Raw genomic sequence first — 19898 nt, 5'->3', positions numbered from 1 at the left:
CGGTCGACGCGAATCAGTCGGCCATCGACGAGGCCGATACCTGCGTGCGGCCAGGCCGCTCCGCCGCCGCCTCGCGCACGCGGATCGCTGCCTGCATGCCCGACAACTTCAGTTCGGTTTCCTGATATTCGTTGACCGGCTCGGACTCGGCGACGATGCCGCAGCCCGCGAACAGCCGGCACGCGCCGCCCGCGATCAGCGCCGAGCGCAGCGCGACGATGAAATCGCCGTTGCCGTGCGCGTCGATCCAGCCGATCGGCGCCGCATACCAGCCGCGATCGAAGCCTTCGTGCGCACGGATATGGTCGAGCGCCGGTGCGCGCGGATGGCCGGCCACCGCGGGTGTCGGGTGCAGCGCGGCGACGACCTGCAACAGCGATGCATCCGCATTCAGCGTCGCGCGGATCGGCGTGCTCAGGTGCTGAAGCTTCGGCAGCCGGTGCAGCGACGGTTGATCGGGCACGTCGAGCGCGCGCGATAGCGGCGCCAGCGCGGCACGGATGGCGTCGACGACGAGCGCATGTTCGAGCCGTTCCTTCGCGGAAGCCATCAGCGCGGCGCCGAGCGCGCGATCGTCGTCGGGCGTGGCGCCGCGCCGGATCGTGCCGGCCAGCGCATGCGTGCGCACGTCGCCGGCCGCGACCCGCGCGAGCCGCTCCGGCGTGGCGCCGACGAAGCACGCCCCTTCGCGGCGGACCGCGAACAGATGCGCATGCGCGTCGCGCCGCCGCAGCCGGCGCAGCAGCGGCGCGATCGCGACGGGCCGCGCGTACTGTTCGAGCACGTCGCGGGCGAGCACGACCTTGCCGAACGCGCCATCGTGAATCGCGTCCACCGCACGACGGACTTCGTGCTGCCATTCGCTTGCCTGCAGCGCCTGCGTGTGCAGCAGTTGCGGCGCATCGTCCTCCGCGGCCGGCGCAAGCGCGCCGAGCGACTCGATCCGCGCGAGACACGCATGCGCGAGCGCGGCCGGATCGTCGTGGGCGGCGACGATCTGCTGGCAGACGGCCCAGTGCGCATCGCCTTCGCGCACGATCAGCAGTTTTGCCAGCGTCATGCTCGCATCGGGAAACGGCGCCCAGTGCGCGCTGCGCGGGCCCTGCGAATCGAACCGGAAGCCGCCCACTAGCCGCGGCGGTTGCGGGCCGGCGATGACCGCGTCGCGCACGAGCGTGCGCCAGCGCGCATCGATCTGCGCGAAGCGCGTAGCGCCGGTGGCGCTCAGTTCGACTGCGCAGTCCCAGCCGAACAGCGTGACGGACGCATCGCCGGCTTCGTGGAAGCACCACGGCGTCACGCCGTCGTCCCACCCGGCGATCAGGTCGAAGAAGTCGAGCGGACGCAGCGGCACCGAGACCGACGCCAGCGTCGGTGTGCCGGTGGCGGCCGCGCGGCGGGCCGCACGCGCGAACGTGTCGTGCAGCAGCGGAAGGCCGGCGTTCATGCGAGCCCCCGCTGTTGTCGCCAGTATTGCGTTTGCTGCGCGATGTACCACGCAATGAGCTGGGCGAACAGCGTCTCGACGTAGTCGGCGTCGAGGCCGGCCTGTTCGGCCCAGCGGCGCCGGTCGGGCAGCATCGCGGCCACCCGTTCCGGCGCGGCGATGCTCGCTTCGTTCGGCTTGAAGCGCGACGCGGCCTTCACGTACTGCATGCGCCGGCCGAGCGCGTCGATGATGTCGGCGTCCAGGCGATCGATGGCTTCGCGAATGTCGGGAAGCCCCGTGCAGGCGTCCGGTGTTTTCATGTGTACTCCTTTCCGTAACGAAGGGATGGGTCGATCCGTTCGACCAGATGGGCGATCACCGCCGGGTATTGGTGTCGCAGGTAGAAGTGGTCGCCGTTGAACGTCTCGACGCGGATCGGGCGCGTCGCGACGTCCTGCCACGCATGTGCTTCGTCGTGGTCGAGCTCGGTATCGGCGAGCGGCAGCATCACGCCGAGCGGCGCGTCGATTCGCGGCGGGCGGTCGCGCCGATACGTTTCGATCGCGCGGTAGTCGTGGCGGATCATCGGCAGGTAGATCGCGCGCATTTCCGGATCGGCGAGCAGCGCGGCGTGCTCGCCGGACAGCCGGGCGACATCGCCGACGAGCGCGTCGTCGGATTGCAGGTGCAGATCCGACGGGCGCTGACGATGCGGCGGCGGCAGCGCGGAAACGGCCACGTACAGCGGCGCGGCGCCGCGCGCTTCGAGCCGCACCGCGACCTCGTAGGCGAGCGCCGCGCCGAGGCTGTGCCCGAACAGCACGAGCGGCGCGTGTGCATAGCGTTGCAGCGCGTCGGCAGCGGGGCCGGCGAGCGCGTCGATCGAGTGCAGGCACGGCTCGCCGAAGCGTTCCTCGCGGCCCGGATACTGCAGCGCCAGCAGATCGACGTCCCACGGCAGCGCACGGCTCCAGCCGCGAAAGAAATTCGCGGTGCCGCCCGCGTGCGGAAAGCAGACGAGCTGCGCGCGCGGGCACGGCGACAGCCGCAACTCGCGAATCCAGTTCGAATCGGTCGGGCTCGCGCTCATGCGGCCGCCTGCAACTGGCGGCGCAGCAGGTCGCGCAGCGATTTCTTGCTGGTCTTGCCGATGCCGGTTTCCGGAAAGCGCGGCATGAACTCGATGCGGTCGGGGATCTTGAAGGCCGCGAGCCCGCAGTCGCGCAGGTAGCGTTTCAGCACCAGTCTGGACGGGGCAGGCGCGCGTGCGACCACGAACGCGCAGGTCCGCTCGCCGAGTATCGGGTCGGGCATCGCGACGACCGCTGCGTCGTGCACCTGCGGATGCGCAAGCAACAGGTTCTCGACTTCCTCGGCGGAGACCTTCTCGCCGCCGCGGTTGATCTGATCCTTGTCGCGGCCTTCGACGACGAGGTCGCCGTCCGCGGTGCGCCGCACGCGGTCGCCGCTGCGGTAGAAGCCGTCGGCCGTGAACGCCGTCGCGTCGTGCTCCGCGAGCCGGTAGTAGCCGCGGATCGTGTACGGGCCGCGTACCTGCAGTTCGCCGATTTCGCCGGGCGCGACCGGTGCGCCGGTTTCGTCGACGATGCGCACTTCGTCGCCTTCGGATACGGGGCGCCCCTGCGTGTGCGCGATGCGCTCGGGCGCATCGTCGAGCCGCGTGCAGCAGATGAGTCCTTCGGCCATGCCGAACACCTGCTGCAATCGACAGCCGAGCACGGGCGTCACGCGTGCGGCCGCGTGGTCCATCAGCCGTGCGCCGCCGACCTGCAGTACGCGCAGGCTCGACAGGTCGGCCTGCCGTTGCGGCTGCTCGTCGAGCCACAGCAGCGCGAGCGGCGGCACGAGCGCGGTATGCGTGACGCGTTCCTGCGCGATCAGCGCGAAGCTCTGGTCGGGCTCGGGCCGTGCGGTCGTCACCACCCGGCCGCCCGCGAGCAGTGCGCCGATCGTGCCGGGGCAGCACAGCGTGAAGTTGTGCGCCATCGGCAGCGCGGCGAGATAGACGGTGTCGGCATCGAAACCGCTCGCGGCGCTGCAGGCGCGCACGTTGTACAGGTATTCGCGATGGCGGCGCGGAATCAGCTTCGGCGTGCCGGTCGTGCCGCCCGACAGCTGGAAGCATGCGATGTCGTCGGCGCTTGCCGCGCAGGCATGCACGGGCGGCGCATCGTACAGCGTATCGAACGACGTGAACGCGTGATCGTCGCCGGTCATCACGATGTGCTCGAGCGTCGGGCAGCCGGCCTGCAACGCGGCCGCGAGCGGCCGGCAGTCGAACTCGCCGAGTTGCGATGCGCCGAGGTACGCACGCGCGCCGGCGAAGCGGCAGAACGCGCCGATCTCGTAGTGACGGTGCGCGGGCAGTGCGAGCACCGGCCGCACGCCGAGCTGGAACAGCGCGAAGCACGTCTCGATGAAGCGCGCGCCGTTCGGCAACTGGACGACGATCGCGTCGCCGCGCGCCAGGCCGAGTCGCGCGAGGCCGCCCGCGAGGCGGCGGATGCGCGCCAGCAGATCGCGATAGTGGAGGCGGCAGGCGCCGTCGACGATCGCGAGCGCGTCGGGATGGCGCTGCGCGCACGCGTCGAGCGCGTCGAAGAACGTCGTGTCCTGCCAGTAGCCGGCGTCGCGGTAGCGGCGCGCGAAGTCGTCTGGCCAATCGGGCGCGTCGGCCGGCACGGCCGCCGCCAGGGAGGAAGGGGAGGATTGCATGCGCTGACCTGGGTTCCGGCAAGTTGTCAGAAAATGTAAATGAGAGGTATTATCATTTGTAACCGGTGCTGCGATAGCGCCGTTTCTTTTGATATCGCGGCAATTTCGTTCGATCGGGCGCCGGTCGCGCGGCACCCGCCCGATCCGGCCGGACAATCGGCCGGTCGCCGCCGGCGCGCGCCGGTCCGCGCGTGCCGCCTCACCAACGGACCTCCGATGAGATCGACCTCCTTCGCTTCGTCACGACGTCACCCGCCGGTGCTCGTGCCCGGCAACCATCCGGGCGTGGTGCACATCGACGCGGGCATGAAACTCATGAGCGGCACGCTGTGCTCGGACAGCCGCGACTGGTACGAGGAGCCGCTCGAAAAAGGGCTGAAGCTCGTCCTCGTGCAGAGCGGGCAGTTGCGCTGCCGCGTGCCGGGCCAGCCCGAGCAATGCATCAAGGGGCCGGGCCTGTGCGTGATCGCCAACGACGGTGAATTCACGACGCACCAGATCTACGACCGCGACGTGCCGCTGCGCTACACGATCGTGCAGCTCGGCCTCGACGCGCTCGACCGCAACCTGAGCCTGCTGCCGGAGAAGATGCTCGCGCCGACGGGCGGCGATCCGCGCATCGTCAGTTGCCCGGCGTCGAAGGCGCTGCAGGCGCTTGCCGTGCAGATCGCCACCTGCCCGTTCGAGGGCGCGGTGCGCGAGTACTACCTGAAGGCGAAGGCGTTCGAGCTGACCGCGCTGAGCGCGCAGTTGCTGGCCACGCAGCGGCAGTCCGCGCCGGCCGACGTGCGCGTCACGTCGTCGGATGTCGAGCGCGTGTATGCGGCGAGCGACATCCTGACGCGCGAGCTCCAGCATCCGCCGACGCTCGACGCGCTCGCGGGCCGCGTCGGGATGAATTCGCGCAAGCTGACGGCCGGCTTCCGCAAGGTGTTCGGCACGAGCGTGTATGCGTATCTGCAGGAATACCGGCTGCGGACCGCGCACGCGATGCTGTGCGCGGAGGATGCGAACGTGTCGACCGTCGCATACCGCGTCGGCTACAGCCCCGCGCATTTTTCGATCGCGTTCCGCAAGCGCTACGGGATTTCGCCGAGCGATATTCGCGTGTCGCCCAACGCGATCGACAGCGAGGAACGGGCGGGCGCGGCGATCTAAAACAACTGACCGGCAGCCTAAAGGAATCGACCGGGCTCTTGGGTGTTAATGAGATAGATTCTCATTAACCGGTGGCCGCCGCCGCGCGGACCCGCCGTCGAACGACCCATACAAGGCGTGCCCATGAGCCAGACCGTTGTCGATTCCACTACCGACCATTCCGATCCTTCCTGTTGTTCCCCCACTGACTTTCGCGCGCAGCTCGTCGCGCTGATCGCCGAGCTGCTCGACGAATCCGTCGACGAGATCGCGTCGCTCGACGATGACGAAGACCTGCTGAGCTGCGGCCTCGATTCGATCCGGTTGATGTATCTGCAGACGCGCGTGAACCGGCTCGGCTACGCGCTGACGTTCGACGCGTTTGCGCGCACGCCGACGCTCGGCGCGTGGGTCGCGTTGCTGGCGAATGCGCCGCGTATCGCTCGGGCGGAAGCCGGCGTCGCTGCCGAAGCGGTCGACGAGGTCGACGTGCATGCGCCGTTCGAGTTGTCCGCGGTGCAGCAGGCGTACTGGCTCGGCCGCGGCGACGGCGAAGTGCTCGGCAACGTGAGCTGCCACGCGTTTCTCGAATTCCGCAGCCGTGCGATCGATCCCGTTCGTCTCGACATGGCATGCCGGCGCGTGCGCGAGCGTCATCCGATGCTGCGCGCGCGTTTCGACGGCGGCCGCCAGCAGATCGTCGCGGCGCCGGATGCGCCGGTGTTCGCGCACGCGGACTGGCGCGACCGGACGGCGGCCGATGCGGAAACCGAATGGGCGTCGCTGCGCGCGTTCCGCTCGCACGAATGTCTCGACGTCGAGCACGCGCAAGTGTTCATGATGGGGCTCGTGCAGATGCCCGGCGGCGAGGATCGCGTGTGGCTCAGTGTCGACCTGCTCGCGGCCGACGTGGACAGCGTGCGGCTGCTGATGCAGGAGATCGGCGTCGCCTATGCCGAGCCGTCGGCGTTGCCCGCTGCGCCGTCGACGTGGTTCCCGGCCTGGCTCGCGCGTCGCGCGGCCGAGATGCGCGATGCGCGGGTCGCGGCGCGCGATGCATGGCAGGCGCGGCTCGCGACGCTGCCGGAAGGGCCGGCGCTGCCGCTCGCCCGTGCGCCGGAAACGATACGCGCGCCGCGTTTCAGCCGCGTCGCGCATACGCTGAGCACAGACGAGCTTGAGCGTCTGCAGGCGCGGGCCGCGCAGCATGGCGTCACGCTGTCGTCGGTGTTCGGCGCCGCGTTCGCGGCGGTGCTCGCGCGCTGGAGCGGCCGGCATGCGTTCCTGCTCAACGTGCCGCTGTTCGACCGGCACGGCGATGCGCCCGATCTGGGCCGCGTGATCGCTGACTTCACGACGCTGCTGCTCGTCGAATGCGACGTGCACGCCGAGGCGAGCGCGGCCGACGCGGTGCGCGCGTTCCAGCAGCGGCTGCACGGTGCGATCGCGCACGCCGCGTATCCGGCGCTCGACGTGCTGCGCGATGCGCGTCGGCAGGGCACGCCGCGCGCGGCGCCGGTCGTGTTCTCTTGCAATCTCGGCGACGCGCCGTTCGTGCCCGATGCGTTCGCGCAGGTATTCGGCGCGCTGCACGACATGATTTCGCAGACGCCGCAGGTGTGGCTCGACCATCAGCTCTATCGCGTGCCGGGCGGCGCGCTGCTCGCATGGGACAGCGTCGACGGCTTGTTTCCGGACGGGATGATCGACGCGATGTTCGGCGCGTATGTCGCGTTCGTGCAGGCGCTGTGCGATCGCGACTGGCGGTTGCCGATCGCGGTCGAGCTGCCGTCCGCGCAGCGGCGCGTACGCGATACGCTCAACGCGTTGCCGGCCCCCGGCCGCGCGCGCACGCTGCATCACGATTTCTTCGCGCTGGCCGCACGCGAGCCGGCCGCCGTGGCAGTGCGATGCGGCGATCGTACTGTGACGCGCGGCGAGCTGGCCACGCAGGCGCTCGCGATCGCAGGCGGGTTGCGGGCGGCCGGGATCGGGCACGGCGACGCCGTCGAGATCAGCCTGCCGCGCGGGCCTGCGCAGGTCGCGGCCGTGTTCGGCGTGCTGGCGGCCGGCGCGTGCTACTTGCCGCTCGACATCGCGCAGCCGGTCGCGCGCAAGGCGCTGATCGAGCGCGCGGCGGGCGTGAAGGCCGTGATCGGCGACACCGCGTGCGCGGACGGGCCGCTGCCGCATGTCGGCATTACCGCGCTGCTGCGGCATGCGCCGCTGGCCGCGCCGCTCGCGGTCGCGCCGCAGGCGACGGCCTACGTGATCTACACGTCCGGTTCGACCGGCGTGCCGAAGGGCGTCGAGATGACGCACGCGGCGGCGATCAACACGATCGACGCGATCGATGCGCTGCTCGGCGTGCGCGCGGACGACCGGCTGCTTGCGGTGTCGGCGCTCGATTTCGACCTGTCGGTGTACGACCTGTTCGGCGCGCTCGGCGCCGGCGCGGAACTCGTGCTGCCAACGCAGGATGAAGCGCGCGATGCGGCGCGCTGGATCGAACTGATCGCGCAGCACCGCGTGACGCTGTGGAACTCGGCGCCCGCGCTGCTGGAAATGGCGCTGGCCGTGCCGGCGGCGAGCGACGCGTGTCGCAGCGTGCGCGCGGCGCTGCTGTCCGGCGACTGGATCGCGCTCGACCTGCCGGCGCGTCTGCGCGCCCGCTGCGGCGACGCATGTGCGTTCCACGCGCTCGGCGGCGCGACCGAGGCCGGCATCTGGTCGAACGTGCAGACGGTGCGCGACGTGCCGCCGCACTGGCGTTCGATTCCATACGGCCAGCCGTTGCCGGGGCAGGCGTATCGCGTCGTCGATGGCGACGGGCGCGATGCGCCCGATTACGTGCCGGGCGAATTGCTGATCGGCGGCGACAGTCTCGCGCGCGGCTATCGGAACGATCCCGAGCTGACCGCGCAGCGCTTCATGCAGCACGCGTCGGGCCGCTGGTATCGCACCGGCGACCGCGGCCGCTACTGGCCGGACGGGACGCTCGAATTCCTCGGGCGCGAGGATCGGCAGGTGAAGGTGCGCGGGCACCGGATCGAACTCGGCGAGATCGAGGCGGCGCTGGCCGCGCATCCGCAGATCGACGGCGCGTGTGCGAACGTCGTCCAAGGCGAGGCCGCGCGCATCGTCGCGGCGTTCGTGCCGGCCGATTGCGCGGCGGACACCGCGCAATCGTCGCTTGCGGAGGCCGGCATGGCCGACATGATGCCCGCGGAAGCGGCCGTCGCGCGCGCCGTTGCCGGCCGGCTGCTCGATGGCGACGCGGGCTTGCCGCCGTCGCTGTATGCGCATTGGCACGCGAAGGGCGACGCATCGATCGCCATCGACGATGCGCTCGATCGGCTCGACTGGCAGGCAAGCGATCTCGACGATCTGACGGCGGCGCTGCGCGCGCTCGCCGCCGATCCGGATACCGCCGCGCAGCGCGTGTCGCTGGACCCGTGCGTGGCGCCGCTCGCGTTCGCGACGCGTTTGCCGGATGGCGCCCGCGCGCTGCGCGAATTCGCCGCCGCGCTGGACGCGCAGGCCGCGGCACACGCAGGTGCGTTGCGCGTCGCGGTGCTCGATGCGCGTGCGGGCCAAGCGCTCGATGCGGGGCTCGGCGTGCTCGACGATCCGCGTTTCGACGTGACGCTGTTCGACGTGTCGCCGGGCCTGCTGCACAACGCCCAGGCACGCTTCACGCGAACGATGCCCGCGCTTCAGACGATGCAGGACGGCTTGCTGCCCGCCCGTCATTTCGGCGCATTCGATTGCGTGATCAGTTTCGCGGCGGCGCACCTGCGCGACGATCCGCGCGACACGTTCCGGATCGCGGCCGCACTGCTCGCGCGGGACGGCCGCCTGCTGCTCGCCGACGTGCTGCGCGATTCGCCGCTGCGTGAACTCGTCGCGAGCGTCGCGGGCGATGCGTCGCTGCCGCGGCCGTTCGCCGACGATGCGCTCGCGGCGGCCGCTCACGCATGCGGCTTTGCCCTCGATGCACGGAGCTGGCGCTCGGCGGCGTTCGCCTGCATCGATGCGCGGCGGGTCGGCGAGCCGATCGCGCAGGCGGCGCTGGCCGATTGGCTGCGCGACCGGTTGCCCGACGCGATGCGCCCCGATGCGCTGTGGTGCATGCCGCGCTGGCCGCTCAACGCGAACGGCAAGATCGATCGCCGGACAGTCGGGGATGCGCTCGCGCGCGCACTCGGCGACGCGCCGGCCGCGCACGACGCGTTCGTGCCCGTCGGCGAACGGCACGCGATATTGCTCGCCTGCTGGGAGCAGGCGCTCGGCCGCGCGGCGAACGCGCGTGACACGACGTTCTTCGCGCTCGGCGGCGACAGCCTGCTCGCGACGCGCCTGCTCGCGCAACTGCGCGAGCGGCTCGGCGTGCGGATCGGAATGGCCGCGTTCTACCGGCAGCCGACGCTGGCCGGTCTCGCGGCGCAGCTCGACGAACTGACGCCGGCGGCGCCCGTCGATGGCGACGCATCGGTCGCGACGATCGAGGAGGGCGTGCTGTGAGCTTCGACGACGTGCTCGATCTCTGCCGCGAACGACGGATCGAACTGTGGTGCGACGACGGCGGCCAGTTGCGCTATCGCGCGCCGGCCGGCGCGCTCGATGCGGATCTCGCCGCGCGCATCAAGGCCGAACGCGACGCGTTCGTCCGTTTCCTTCAGGACGGCGCGTGGCGCAGCGATTCGGCGCACCGGCATGAACGGTTCGCGCTGACGCCGGTGCAGGCCGCGTACGTGCTCGGCCGGCACGAATCGTTCGAGTTCGGTGGCAGTGCCTGCCATCTGTACGTCGAATACGATGAACCCAGGGATCTCGACTGCGTGCGCTTCGAAGCCGCGTGGAATGCGTGCGTGGCGCGCCATCCGATGCTGCGCGCGATCGTCGAGGACAACGCATGGCAACGCGTGCTGCCCGACGTGCCGTGGCAGCCGCTCACCGTGCACGACCTGCGCGAGGCCGACGCGAACGCATTCGACGCCCATCTGAACCGCGTGCGCGAGCGTCTCGACCATGCGGTGCACGCGCTCGACCGCTGGCCGGTGCTGCAGCCGGAAGTGAGCCTCGGCCCGGATGGCGCGGTGCTGCACCTGTCCGTGGATTTCACGCTGATCGACTACGCGAGCCTGCAATTGCTGCTCGCCGAATGGCGGCGTCGTTACGGCGATCCGCAATGGCAACCCGCGCCGCTCGACGCGACGTTTCGCGACTATGTGATGCATGAAGCGCAGGCCGGCACGCGTGCCGATCATGCGCGTGACAAGGCGTGGTGGCTCGCGCGGCTCGACGATCTGCCCGCGCGTCCCGATCTGCCGGTCGTGCCCGCGATGCGTACCGACGGACGGCCGCGCTTCACGCATCGGCATGCGCGGCTCGATCGCGTGCAATGGGCCGCGCTGAGCGGCCATGCGAGCCGTTTCGGGCTCAGCGCGGCGAGCGTCGCGCTGGCCGCGTTCGCCGAGGTCGTCGGCCGCTGGAGCCAGGCGCCGGCGTTCTGCCTGAACCTGACGGTGCTGAACCGTCCGCCCGTGCATCCGCGCATCGATGCGGTGCTCGGCGATTTCACCGCACTGAGCCTGCTCGCCGTCGACGCGACGCACGGGCGCGATTTCGTCGAGCGTGCCCGCACGATCGGCGCGCGGATGTTCGACGATCTCGACCATCGCGCATTCACCGGCGTCGACGTGATGCGCGAACTCGCGCGGCGGCGCGGCAAGGACGCGGCGCTGATGCCGGTGGTGTTCACGAGCGGGATCGGCAGCGTCGGGCGCCTGCTCGGCGAGCACGCGACGCGCGCCGAACCGCCGCGCTACATGATCAGCCAGACGCCGCAGGTGTGGCTCGACTGCCAGGTGACCGACCAGTTCGGCGGGCTGGAAATCGGCTGGGATGTGCGTGACGACCTGTTTCCGGACGGCGTGCCGTCCGCGATGTTCGATGCGTATGTCGCGCTGCTGGGCCGGCTGGCCGACGATGCCGCATGGTGGTCGCGTGCGGGCGATATCGTATTGCCGTCCGCGGCGCCCGTCGCCGACGTGCATCCGGACGCGGATACGCATATCGCGGCCGGTTTCGCCGCGCAGGCGCTGCGCACGCCCGATGGGCCGGTCGTGATCGATGCGCAAGGCGCACGCACGTACCGCGAGGTCGCGCAACATGCGGCGGCGCTGCGTACCGCGCTCGAACAGGCCGGCGTCGGCGCGGGCGATACCGTCGCAGTGCTGATGCCGAAGTGCGCGCATCAGCTCGCGGCCGTGCTCGCGATCGTCCAGGCGGGCGCCGCGTACGTCCCGGTCGACAGCCGCCAGCCAGCGCTGCGGCAGCAGGCCATTCTGCGCAATGCGCGGGTACGTGCCGTCGTCAGCGTGCAGGCGCTCGCGTTCGAGCATGAAAGTTGCGCGCGCATCGATATCGATGCATTGCCGATCGATCGGCAATGGCCGCCGCGCGCCGCGTGCGACATCGCCCCCGACGCATTGGCTTACGTGATCTACACGTCGGGTTCCACCGGCGAGCCGAAGGGTGTGATGCTGAGCCACGCGGCGGTGTGCAACACGCTCGCCGACATCAGCGCGCGGCATGCGGTCGGCGCGGGCGACGTGGTGTTGGGGCTGGCCGAACTGAGCTTCGACCTGTCCGTCTACGACTTTTTCGGTGCGACAGCGCGCGGTGCGTGCATCGTGCTGCCCGATCCGGCGCGCGGCAACGATCCGTCGCACTGGGCCGAATTGATGGTGCGCCATCGCGTGACGCTGTGGAACTCGGTGCCCGCGCAGGGGCAGATGCTGATCGACTACCTCGAAGGCGAACCGGCGCTCGACGTGCCGGGCCCGCGCCGCGTGCTGTGGTCCGGTGACTGGATTCCGGTGACGCTGCCGGCCCGCTGGTGGCGCCGCTGGCCCGACAGCGCGCTGTTCAGCCTCGGCGGCGCGACCGAAGCGTCGATCTGGTCGATCGAGCATCCGATCCGTCCGGAAGACACGCGGCTCGCGAGCATTCCGTACGGCCGCGCGCTGACCGGGCAGACGATGGAAGTGCTCGACGCGCTCGGCCGGCCGTGCCCGCCCGGCGTGCGCGGCGAGATCCATATCGGCGGCGTCGGGCTCGCGACGGGCTACGCGAACGATCCCGTGCGTACGGCCGAGCGGTTCATCCGTCATCCGGACGGGCGCCGGTTGTATCGCACCGGCGATCTCGGGCGTGTGCGGGCCGACGGCTCGCTCGAATTCTTGGGGCGGCAGGACGATCAGGTGAAGATCCGCGGCTACCGGATCGAGCTGGCCGAGATCGACGCGGCGCTGACCGCGCATCCGCTCGTCGGCGCAGCGGCGACGATCGTGCTCGGCGACGGCGCGGAGCGCCGGCTCGCGAGCTTCGTGTCGCTGCACGACGCGGAAGCGCCCCCGCCAGCGCAGGACGACGCGCTGCACGAGATCGCGCCGCACGTGCGTACGGTGTTCGACGCCGCGCACTGGCCCGCGCAGGCAGACGTGTCGCGTTCGGTCGCGCAGCTCGAAACGGCGTGCGTGGCGTCGCTCGCTGCGTGGATCGTGCCGGCCGGCGGCCTGACGACCGACGCCTCGACCGGTTTCGCGACGCTGTGCGAGCGGCTGCGTGTGCCTGCGGCACGGCGACATCTGCTGCGCCACTGGCTCGCGATGCTGGTCGCGCACGGCGTGCTGGATGCGGACGCCGAAGACGGCTGGCGCGTGCGGCCTGATGCGAGCCGCGTCGACGCAGGTGCCTGCTGGGACGCATTCGCGCAGCACGCATCGCCCGAGCTGTGGCCAGCCGTCCTCGTCGACTACTTCCGCGACAGCGCGGGATGCCTCGACGCGCAGATCGACGGCAGCGTATCGCCGGCCGGCCTGATGTTCCCGGAAGGGGCTTCGCATATCGCCGAAGCGATGTACAGCGACGGCGAACACGCCCGCGCACTGCATCGCGGGATGGCGCAGGCCGTGCGCGCAGTGGTCGCACGCGAGCCTCAGCGCGCGTGGCGCATCCTCGAGATCGGCGCGGGCACGGCCGCCGCGACGCGCGCGATCGTCGATGCGCTCGCGCCGCTGGTCGAAGCCGGGACGCGCATCGATTACCTGTTCAGCGACGTGTCGAGCTACTTCCTCGCGGCCGCGCGTGAACGATTTGCTGCGTATCCGTGGATGCGCTTCGTGCGCTTCGACATGAACGCGCCATGCGATGCGCAGGGTATTGCACCGCATTCGGTCGACCTGACGATCAGCTCCGGCGCGCTGAACAATGCACGCGATACGGTCGCGCTGATCGCCGGATTGCGCGCGCTGTCGGCGGCCGACGCGTGGTGGGTGATCCAGGAACTGACGGACGAGCATCCGGAAATCAGCATCAGCCAGGGGCTGATGATGGAGACGCCGGACGATGCGCGGGTGGCGTCGGCGCGATTGTTCGTGCCGCACGCGCAGTGGCTCGAATGGCTGCAGGCGGAAGCGGGCGATCGTGCGCTCGGTTGCGTCGCGCCCGACACGCCGCTCGCCGCGCTCGGCTACGACATCCTGCTGGCCCACGTGAAGCGCGGCGCGGCGCGCATCGCGCCGGATACGCTGCTGGCGTTCGTGGCCGAGCGCGTGCCGGGCTACATGGTGCCGTCGCAACTGCGCGTGCTCGAACGTTTGCCGGTGACCGCGAACGGCAAGATCGACCGCCGTACGCTGGCCGGCATCGCCGATATCCGCGAACCGGCGCCGGCCGTGGTCCGGCCGGTGGCGACACCGGCCGTCGATCCGCTGCTGGCGCGATTGATCGGCTTGTGGGAAACCGTGCTCGATACGCGCAACGTCTCGCCGGATCAGGACTTCTTCGCCGCGGGCGGCGATTCGCTGCTGATCGCGCAGCTCGTGTCGCGGCTGCGCGGCGAGGAACCGCTCGCGCACGCGCATCCGTTCGACCGGCTGCTGCGCTGGGTGCTCGCGCAGCCGACGCCGGCCGCGTTTGCGCAATGCCTGCGCGACGCGGGCGAACAGCCGGCGAGCACGGCGCCGACGGCCGCGCCTGCCGCCTCGCGCACGGCGCATGCATCGGCGGTCGTCCATGCGCCGGCGCCGCGCGTGCGTGCCGACGTGCGGCCGATTCCGCTTGCGCCCGGCGACGGCGTGCCGCGCGTGATCGTGCACGAAGGGCTCGGCACCGTGCATGCCTATCGTCCGGTGCTTCCCGCGCTCGCGCGGCTCGGCCCGGTGCTCGGCTTCGCGGTGCGCGACGCGCAGGACTATCTCGACCTGCCGGTGCGGCACCTGAATGCGACGCTGGGCCGGCGTTACGCAGATGCGCTGTGGCGCAGCGGCGTGCGCGAGGTCGACGTGCTCGGCTATTGCTCGGGCGGGCTGGTCGCGCTGGAGATGGCGAAGTCGCTGGTGCAACTCGGCGTCGCGGTGCGCACGCTCGACATCGTGTCGAGCTACCGGATTCCATACCTGATCGAGGATGAACGGCTCGTGCTGTTCAACTTCGCGGCGACGCTCGGGCTGCCGCTCGACGCGCTCGGTTTTCCGGAAACGTACGTGCTGGCCGATGCGCTCGCCGACGCATTGAAGGCCGACCCCGCGCGGCTCGCGCCCGGCAGCCTGCAGGCGCAGCTCGAGATCTTCGGCGATCGTTGCGAGCCGCTCGACGGGCTGCGCCGCCGCGTGTTGCGCGCGGCGGCCGGCCTGTCGATGCAGGACGAGGTCGCGCATCCGCTGCTCGACGAGCGCGAGCGGCTTTACCGGCTCTTCATGCATTCGGTGCAGGCGTGCCACTGGGCCGGCGATGCGCCGTATGCGGGCGCGCTCCGGCTGTTCGTGCCGGAGCGCTGCAACCCGCTGATTCCGCAGCAGCGCGCGGCGCTCACCGACTACTGGACGGCGCAGGCGCTCGGCGGCATCACGGCCGTCGATATCCCCGGCGGTCATTTCGATTGCCTGAACGCCGCGTTCGTCGATACCCGCCTGAAGGAGGCACGATGAAGGTCCATCCGCTGCCGGTCGTCGTGGCCGGCTCCCGTTTCGGTCAGTTCTATGCGGCGGGCCTCGCGGCGTCCGGTTCGTATCACGTGGCCGGCATCCTCGGCCAGGGCAGCGCGCGCACGGTGGCGTTGGCTGCGCGCGTCGGTGCGCCGGTGTTCGACCGCGTCGACGCGTTGCCGGACGACGTGCGTGTCGCGTGCGTCGCCGTCGGCGGCGCGGCGCGTGGCGCGGAGGGCGCTACGCTGGCCTGCCGGCTGCTCGAACGCGGGATCGACGTCGTGATCGAGCATCCGCTGCTGCCCGACGAATGGGACCGCGTGCTGCGCACCGCGTCGCGCCAGGGCCGCCGCTGCCTGCTCAACAGCTTCTATCCGAACCTTCCGGTCGTCGCGCGCTTCATCGCGGTCGCGCGACGGCTGCGCGAGACGAACGCACCCGTGCATGCGGACGTGGTGTGCTCGGTGCAGGCGAGCTACGCGGCGCTCGACGTGCTCGCGGCCGCGTTGCAGGGCGTCGGGCCGTGGTCGGTCGAACCGATCGGGCCGGCGCTGTCGTCGATGCGCGAATGCGCGATGGTGCTCGCCGAAACGCCGGTGTCGCTGCGCGTGCACAACGAGATGGCGGCCGCCGACGACGGCCGGATGAGCCTGCTGTTCGGCATCACGCTGACGACGGACGCCGGCACGTGGACGCTCGCGTCGCCGCACGGTCCGCTGTGGTGGGCGCCCGCGCTGCGCGAGCCGGCGATGGACGAGGACGGCCTGTTCCCGATTTTCGGCGAACCGGCCGGCGACGACATGCCGAGCCTCCAGATCTGCGACGACGCACAGGACACGTGGGGCGAGATTCACGCGCGCTGCTGGCCGCAGGCGGCCGTGCGCGCGGTCGACCGGCTCGTGTCCGGCGAAGGGTTGCAGGCGTGCAACCAGCGCAGCATCGACGTGGCGCGCGTCTGGCAGCAGTTGACCGCGCAACTCGGTTTTCCGGAGCAGCCGCCGGGCGATGCGCGCGCCGCGACGCTCGGCATGCTGCTGGAGCGTGCCGCATGAACGGATCGTTGCTTTCGATGTTGCGGCCGTTCGCGGTGCCGCTCGTCACGGCGGTGGCGTTGCAGGCGCTGGCCGGCATCGCGTCGCTCGTGCCGTGGCTCGCGCTCGCGCATCTCGCCGACGCATGGCGCGTCGCGCCACAGCTCGACGCGGCGGCGCGCGGCTGGCTCGTCGCGGCCGTGGCGGCCGGGGCGTGCTGGCTCGGCGGCCAGACGATCGCGTTGCACCTGACGCACCGCGTCGACGCCGATCTCGGCGACCGCCTGCGCAAGCGCCTCGCCGATCATCTGCAGCGTTTGCCGCTCGGCTGGTTCGCGCGTGCGGGCAGCGACCGCGTCGCGCGCCATGTCGACCAGGACGTGCGCGCGCTGCACCAGCTCGTTGCGCATGCACCGGCCGATCTCACGCAGCTCGTGGTCGTGCCGTGCGCGGCGCTCGCGTGCCTGCTTTACCTGAATCCCGCGCTGCTGGCATTCGCGCTCGTGCCGCTCGTCGCTGGTGCGGCGCTGTTCCGCTGGATGCGGTCGGCACGATTCGCACCGGCCTTCACGGCACGCAACGCGGCGCTCGAACGGCTGATGGGCGACTACGCGCAGCTCGCGCAGAACCCGGCGCTGGTGCGGCAGTATCCGGGCGCCGGCATCGAGGCGGCCGCGCTGGCGTCGGCCGGGCATTTCTCGCGCGCGTTCTCGGCGTGGGTCGGCCGCATCGGCGGTCTCGGCGCCTGCACACAGGTGCTGCTCGGCACACCGTTCCTGCTCGCGTGGGTCGTGTTTGGCGCGACGTGGCTGACGGCCGGCCAGTTGCCGGTCGGCACGCTGTGTGCGTTTGCGCTGCTGATCTGGGCGGTCGCGGCGCCGGTGCGCGCGCTGGGCCACGGCGCCGATGCGTTGCGCGAGGCGCGCGCGGCCGCCGCGCGGCTCGATGCGTTGCTCGCGCAGCCGGGCCTGCAAGAACCCGTCGACGGCGCGGTACAGGTGCCGCGCGATGCGTCGGTCGAACTGCGCGGCGTGCAGGTCGACATCGACGGCGAGCCGATCCTGCGCGACATCGACGCGACGATCGCGGCCGGCACGACCACCGCGATCGTCGGGCCGTCGGGCGCGGGCAAGAGCACGCTGCTGATGCTGCTCGCGCGCTTCATGGATCCGGATCGTGGCACGGTGCGGCTCGGCGGCGCCGATCTGCGGCTGTTCGCATCGGAGACGCGCCGCGAACAGGTCGCGATGGTGTTCCAGCAGGCCACCGCGCTCGACGATGTGTCGATTGCCGCGAACATCGCGCTTTACCGGCCCGATGCCGATCGCGACGCGATTCGCGCCGCCGCGCGCGCGGCCTGTCTCGACGCACGCATCGACGCGTTGCCGGGCGGCTACGACTGCGTGTGCGGGCGCGACGTGCGCCTGTCCGGCGGCGAACTGCAGCGGCTGTCGATTGCGCGTGCGCTGCTGTCGCGCGCGCCGTTGCTGCTGCTCGACGAACCGGCGTCGGCGCTCGATCCGCAAACCGGGCGCGCGTTGCGCAATGCGCTGCGCGCCGACACACGTACGCGCGTGATCGTCAGCCACGATCTCGACGCGATCCGGCACGCGGACCAGATTCTCGTAATGGCGCGCGGCCGCATCGTCGAACGCGGCACGCATGCGGCGCTGCTGGCCGCGCACGGGCTGTATGCGCGGCTCTGGCGTGAACGCGGCGCCGCAGCGGAGGCAGCCTAATGACGCAATCGCTCAAACGTTTGCAGTGCCTGCCGCGCGACACGCGCCGCGCGCTGTGGCGCGGGGTGGGCTGGGCGATGGCCGCTGCGTTGCTCGACGGCGCGTGCGGGCTGCTGCTCGTGCCGCTGATCCGCGCATGGTTCGCCGGCGCGCAGGCGGCCGTGCTGCACTGGACGGTCGTGCTCGGCGCGCTGACGCTGTGCCATGCGCTCGTGCTGTACGTCGCGCAACGCGGCGGCTATCGCGCGGGCGGCGCGCTGGCCGTCGGTCTCGTCGAACGCCTCGTGCAACACCTGCCGCGCATCGCGTCGTGGCAGACCGTGCGCGACAGTCATCCGGCCGGGTTGCTGCGCGGGCCGGTCATGCAGGCGATGGGGATTCCCGCGCATCTGCTCGGGCCGTTGATCGGCGCGGTCGTCACGCCGCTCGCGGTGGTCGCGGGGCTCGCGTGGATCGACTGGCGCATCGCGCTGTGCGTCGCGGCGGCGGCCGTGCTGCTGTTCGCGCTGCTGGAGCGCGGCGGCGCCCGCACGCTCGCGTTCGAACAGGCGCGCGCTGCGGGCGATCGCGACATGGCCGTGCAGCTTCAGACCTTCGCCGCGCATCAGGGCTTGCTGCGCTTCGCGGGCCGGGAGGGCGACGCGCGCGCGGCGCTGCAGCGCGCATTCGACGAACAGCATCGCCGCACGCGTGCATTGATGCGGCGCTCGCTGCCGATCGAACTCGGCTTCGCGGGCGCGGTGCAGGGCGTGTTCGTCGCGATGCTGCTCGGCGGCGCGTGGGCCGTCGCGGCCGGCCGGCTCGACGCGGCGACGGCCGTTGCGGTGCTCGTGCTGCTCGTGCGCTTCATCGAGCCGCTCGCCCAGCTCACGCAGCTCGACCAGGCGTTGCGCGGCGGCTGGCGCGCGCTCGACACGGTGCTCGCGGTGCTGCATGCGCCGCGTTTCGACAGCCCCGAGCGCGGCACGCCGGTACACGACGCGAGCGTCGACGCGGTGCGCGTCGGCTATCGGTCGGCCAGCGGCGCGACGCTGCTCGACGGGATCGACCTGCATTGCCCGGCGGGCGGCTTCGTCGCGATCGTCGGCCCCACGGGCGCGGGCAAGAGCACGCTGCTCGGCCTGCTCGCGCGGCTCGACGATCCGTGCGCCGGGCGCGTGCTGCTCGGCCGCGCCGACGTGCGGCACCTGAGCGAGGCGACGCTCGCCGCGACGCGCAACCTCGTGTTCCAGGACAACGGGCTGTTTCGCGGCAGCCTGGCGTGGAACGTGCGGATGGGGCGGCCGGATGCGACCGATGCCGAGCTGCGCGCCGCGCTGGACGCGGTAGGCCTGCTGCGCGACGCCGAGCGTTTGCCGGACGGCCTCGACACCGACGTGGGGCCGGGCGGCCAGTTACTGTCGGGCGGGCAGCGTCAGCGTGCATGCCTGGCGCGTGCGCTGCTCGCGCGGGCGCCGGTGCTGATGTTCGACGAGCCGACCGCGAGCCTCGACGAACTGAGCGCGCGGCGCGTGCGCGACAGTCTCGTCGCGCTGCGCGGGCAGCGTACGCGTATCGTCGTCACGCACCAGCCGGTGCTCGCGGCCGCCGCCGATACGATCGTCGTGCTCGACGCGGGCCGCATGCGCGCGACCGGCACGCATGCGCAGCTGATCGAGGCCGACGCGTGGTACGCGACGTTCGCCCGCGCGGGGCGGCCGCACGACGAGGCGCCGCCCGCCAGCGCGGATGCGGAAACCCGTCCGGCCGAATCCGAGCACTGACGTGAACAATGCGGGCCGCCGTGCCCGGAATCGATAGGAAAAGCCCCTCGATCTAAAAATCGCCTGCC

10 protein-coding genes are annotated in these 19898 nt (G+C 71.3%); 6 read left to right on the top strand and 4 right to left on the bottom strand.

All coding sequences use genetic code 11. The features are described from left to right. Positions 1-13: 13 nt before the first annotated feature. Genes HWX03_RS31150 through HWX03_RS31135 form a run of 4 tightly spaced genes read right to left on the bottom strand, consistent with a single transcriptional unit; the run spans position 14 to position 4165 of the window. A complete protein-coding gene (locus tag HWX03_RS31150) occupies positions 14-1447 on the bottom strand; it encodes an isochorismate synthase (RefSeq protein WP_175873887.1) in 1434 nt (477 codons plus the stop codon). Next, positions 1444-1749: an isochorismate lyase gene (locus tag HWX03_RS31145; RefSeq protein WP_174430265.1), complete on the bottom strand. Its 306-nt coding sequence runs from the start codon at positions 1747-1749 to the stop codon at positions 1444-1446. Before HWX03_RS31145 ends, HWX03_RS31150 begins: the two co-directional genes overlap by 4 nt. After that, the gene (locus HWX03_RS31140) at positions 1746-2519 is read right to left on the bottom strand and encodes an alpha/beta fold hydrolase (protein ID WP_175873886.1); all 774 of its coding nucleotides are present in this window, start codon (positions 2517-2519) and stop codon (positions 1746-1748) included. Before HWX03_RS31140 ends, HWX03_RS31145 begins: the two co-directional genes overlap by 4 nt. Continuing rightward, on the bottom strand, positions 2516-4165 hold the full coding sequence (locus HWX03_RS31135) for an AMP-binding protein (protein WP_175873885.1): 1650 nt from the start codon (positions 4163-4165) through the stop codon (positions 2516-2518). Before HWX03_RS31135 ends, HWX03_RS31140 begins: the two co-directional genes overlap by 4 nt. A gap of 216 nt (positions 4166-4381) precedes the next feature. On the opposite strand from HWX03_RS31135, the gene HWX03_RS31130 reads away from it, so the two are divergent. The 6 genes from HWX03_RS31130 (at position 4382) to HWX03_RS31105 (ending at position 19830) form a co-directional block, all read left to right on the top strand. Beyond that, positions 4382-5323: an AraC family transcriptional regulator gene (locus tag HWX03_RS31130; protein ID WP_174385267.1), complete on the top strand. Its 942-nt coding sequence runs from the start codon at positions 4382-4384 to the stop codon at positions 5321-5323. Positions 5324-5446: 123 nt separating this feature from the next. Continuing rightward, entirely contained in the window at positions 5447-9826 is a 4380-nt protein-coding gene (locus tag HWX03_RS31125) for a non-ribosomal peptide synthetase (RefSeq protein WP_175873884.1), read from the top strand. Beyond that, positions 9823-15300, top strand: coding sequence for a non-ribosomal peptide synthetase (locus HWX03_RS31120; protein ID WP_175873883.1), 5478 nt, complete (start codon positions 9823-9825; stop codon positions 15298-15300). Before HWX03_RS31125 ends, HWX03_RS31120 begins: the two co-directional genes overlap by 4 nt. After that, complete coding sequence (locus HWX03_RS31115) at positions 15297-16349, top strand: Gfo/Idh/MocA family oxidoreductase (protein ID WP_175873882.1); 1053 nt, start codon at positions 15297-15299, stop codon at positions 16347-16349. Before HWX03_RS31120 ends, HWX03_RS31115 begins: the two co-directional genes overlap by 4 nt. Further along, positions 16346-18067, top strand: a complete 1722-nt coding sequence (locus HWX03_RS31110; RefSeq protein ID WP_175873881.1) for an ABC transporter ATP-binding protein — start codon at positions 16346-16348, stop codon at positions 18065-18067. Before HWX03_RS31115 ends, HWX03_RS31110 begins: the two co-directional genes overlap by 4 nt. Further along, positions 18067-19830 carry an ABC transporter ATP-binding protein gene (locus tag HWX03_RS31105; protein WP_175873880.1) on the top strand — a complete coding sequence of 588 codons (1764 nt, stop codon included), beginning with the start codon at positions 18067-18069 and terminating at the stop codon, positions 19828-19830. The genes HWX03_RS31110 and HWX03_RS31105 overlap by 1 nt, the downstream gene beginning before the upstream one ends. The last annotated feature ends 68 nt before the right edge of the window (positions 19831-19898 follow it).

It is taken from the genome of Burkholderia sp. BCC0397 (assembly GCF_902832865.1).
In the GTDB taxonomy this organism is placed as follows: domain Bacteria; phylum Pseudomonadota; class Gammaproteobacteria; order Burkholderiales; family Burkholderiaceae; genus Burkholderia.
This window is presented reverse-complemented; position numbering and strand designations above follow the sequence as displayed.

Excerpts from the sequence above, each read along its gene's own strand:
- HWX03_RS31150 (WP_175873887.1), bottom strand. The coding sequence starts at position 1,447 with ATGAACGCCGGCCTTCCGCTGCTGCACGACACGTTCGCGCGTGCGGCC.
- HWX03_RS31145 (WP_174430265.1), bottom strand. The coding sequence starts at position 1,749 with ATGAAAACACCGGACGCCTGCACGGGGCTTCCCGACATTCGCGAAGCC.
- HWX03_RS31140 (WP_175873886.1), bottom strand. The coding sequence starts at position 2,519 with ATGAGCGCGAGCCCGACCGATTCGAACTGGATTCGCGAGTTGCGGCTG.
- HWX03_RS31135 (WP_175873885.1), bottom strand. The coding sequence starts at position 4,165 with ATGCAATCCTCCCCTTCCTCCCTGGCGGCGGCCGTGCCGGCCGACGCG.
- HWX03_RS31130 (WP_174385267.1), top strand. The coding sequence starts at position 4,382 with ATGAGATCGACCTCCTTCGCTTCGTCACGACGTCACCCGCCGGTGCTC.
- HWX03_RS31125 (WP_175873884.1), top strand. The coding sequence starts at position 5,447 with ATGAGCCAGACCGTTGTCGATTCCACTACCGACCATTCCGATCCTTCC.
- HWX03_RS31115 (WP_175873882.1), top strand. The coding sequence starts at position 15,297 with ATGAAGGTCCATCCGCTGCCGGTCGTCGTGGCCGGCTCCCGTTTCGGT.
- HWX03_RS31110 (WP_175873881.1), top strand. The coding sequence starts at position 16,346 with ATGAACGGATCGTTGCTTTCGATGTTGCGGCCGTTCGCGGTGCCGCTC.
- HWX03_RS31105 (WP_175873880.1), top strand. The coding sequence starts at position 18,067 with ATGACGCAATCGCTCAAACGTTTGCAGTGCCTGCCGCGCGACACGCGC.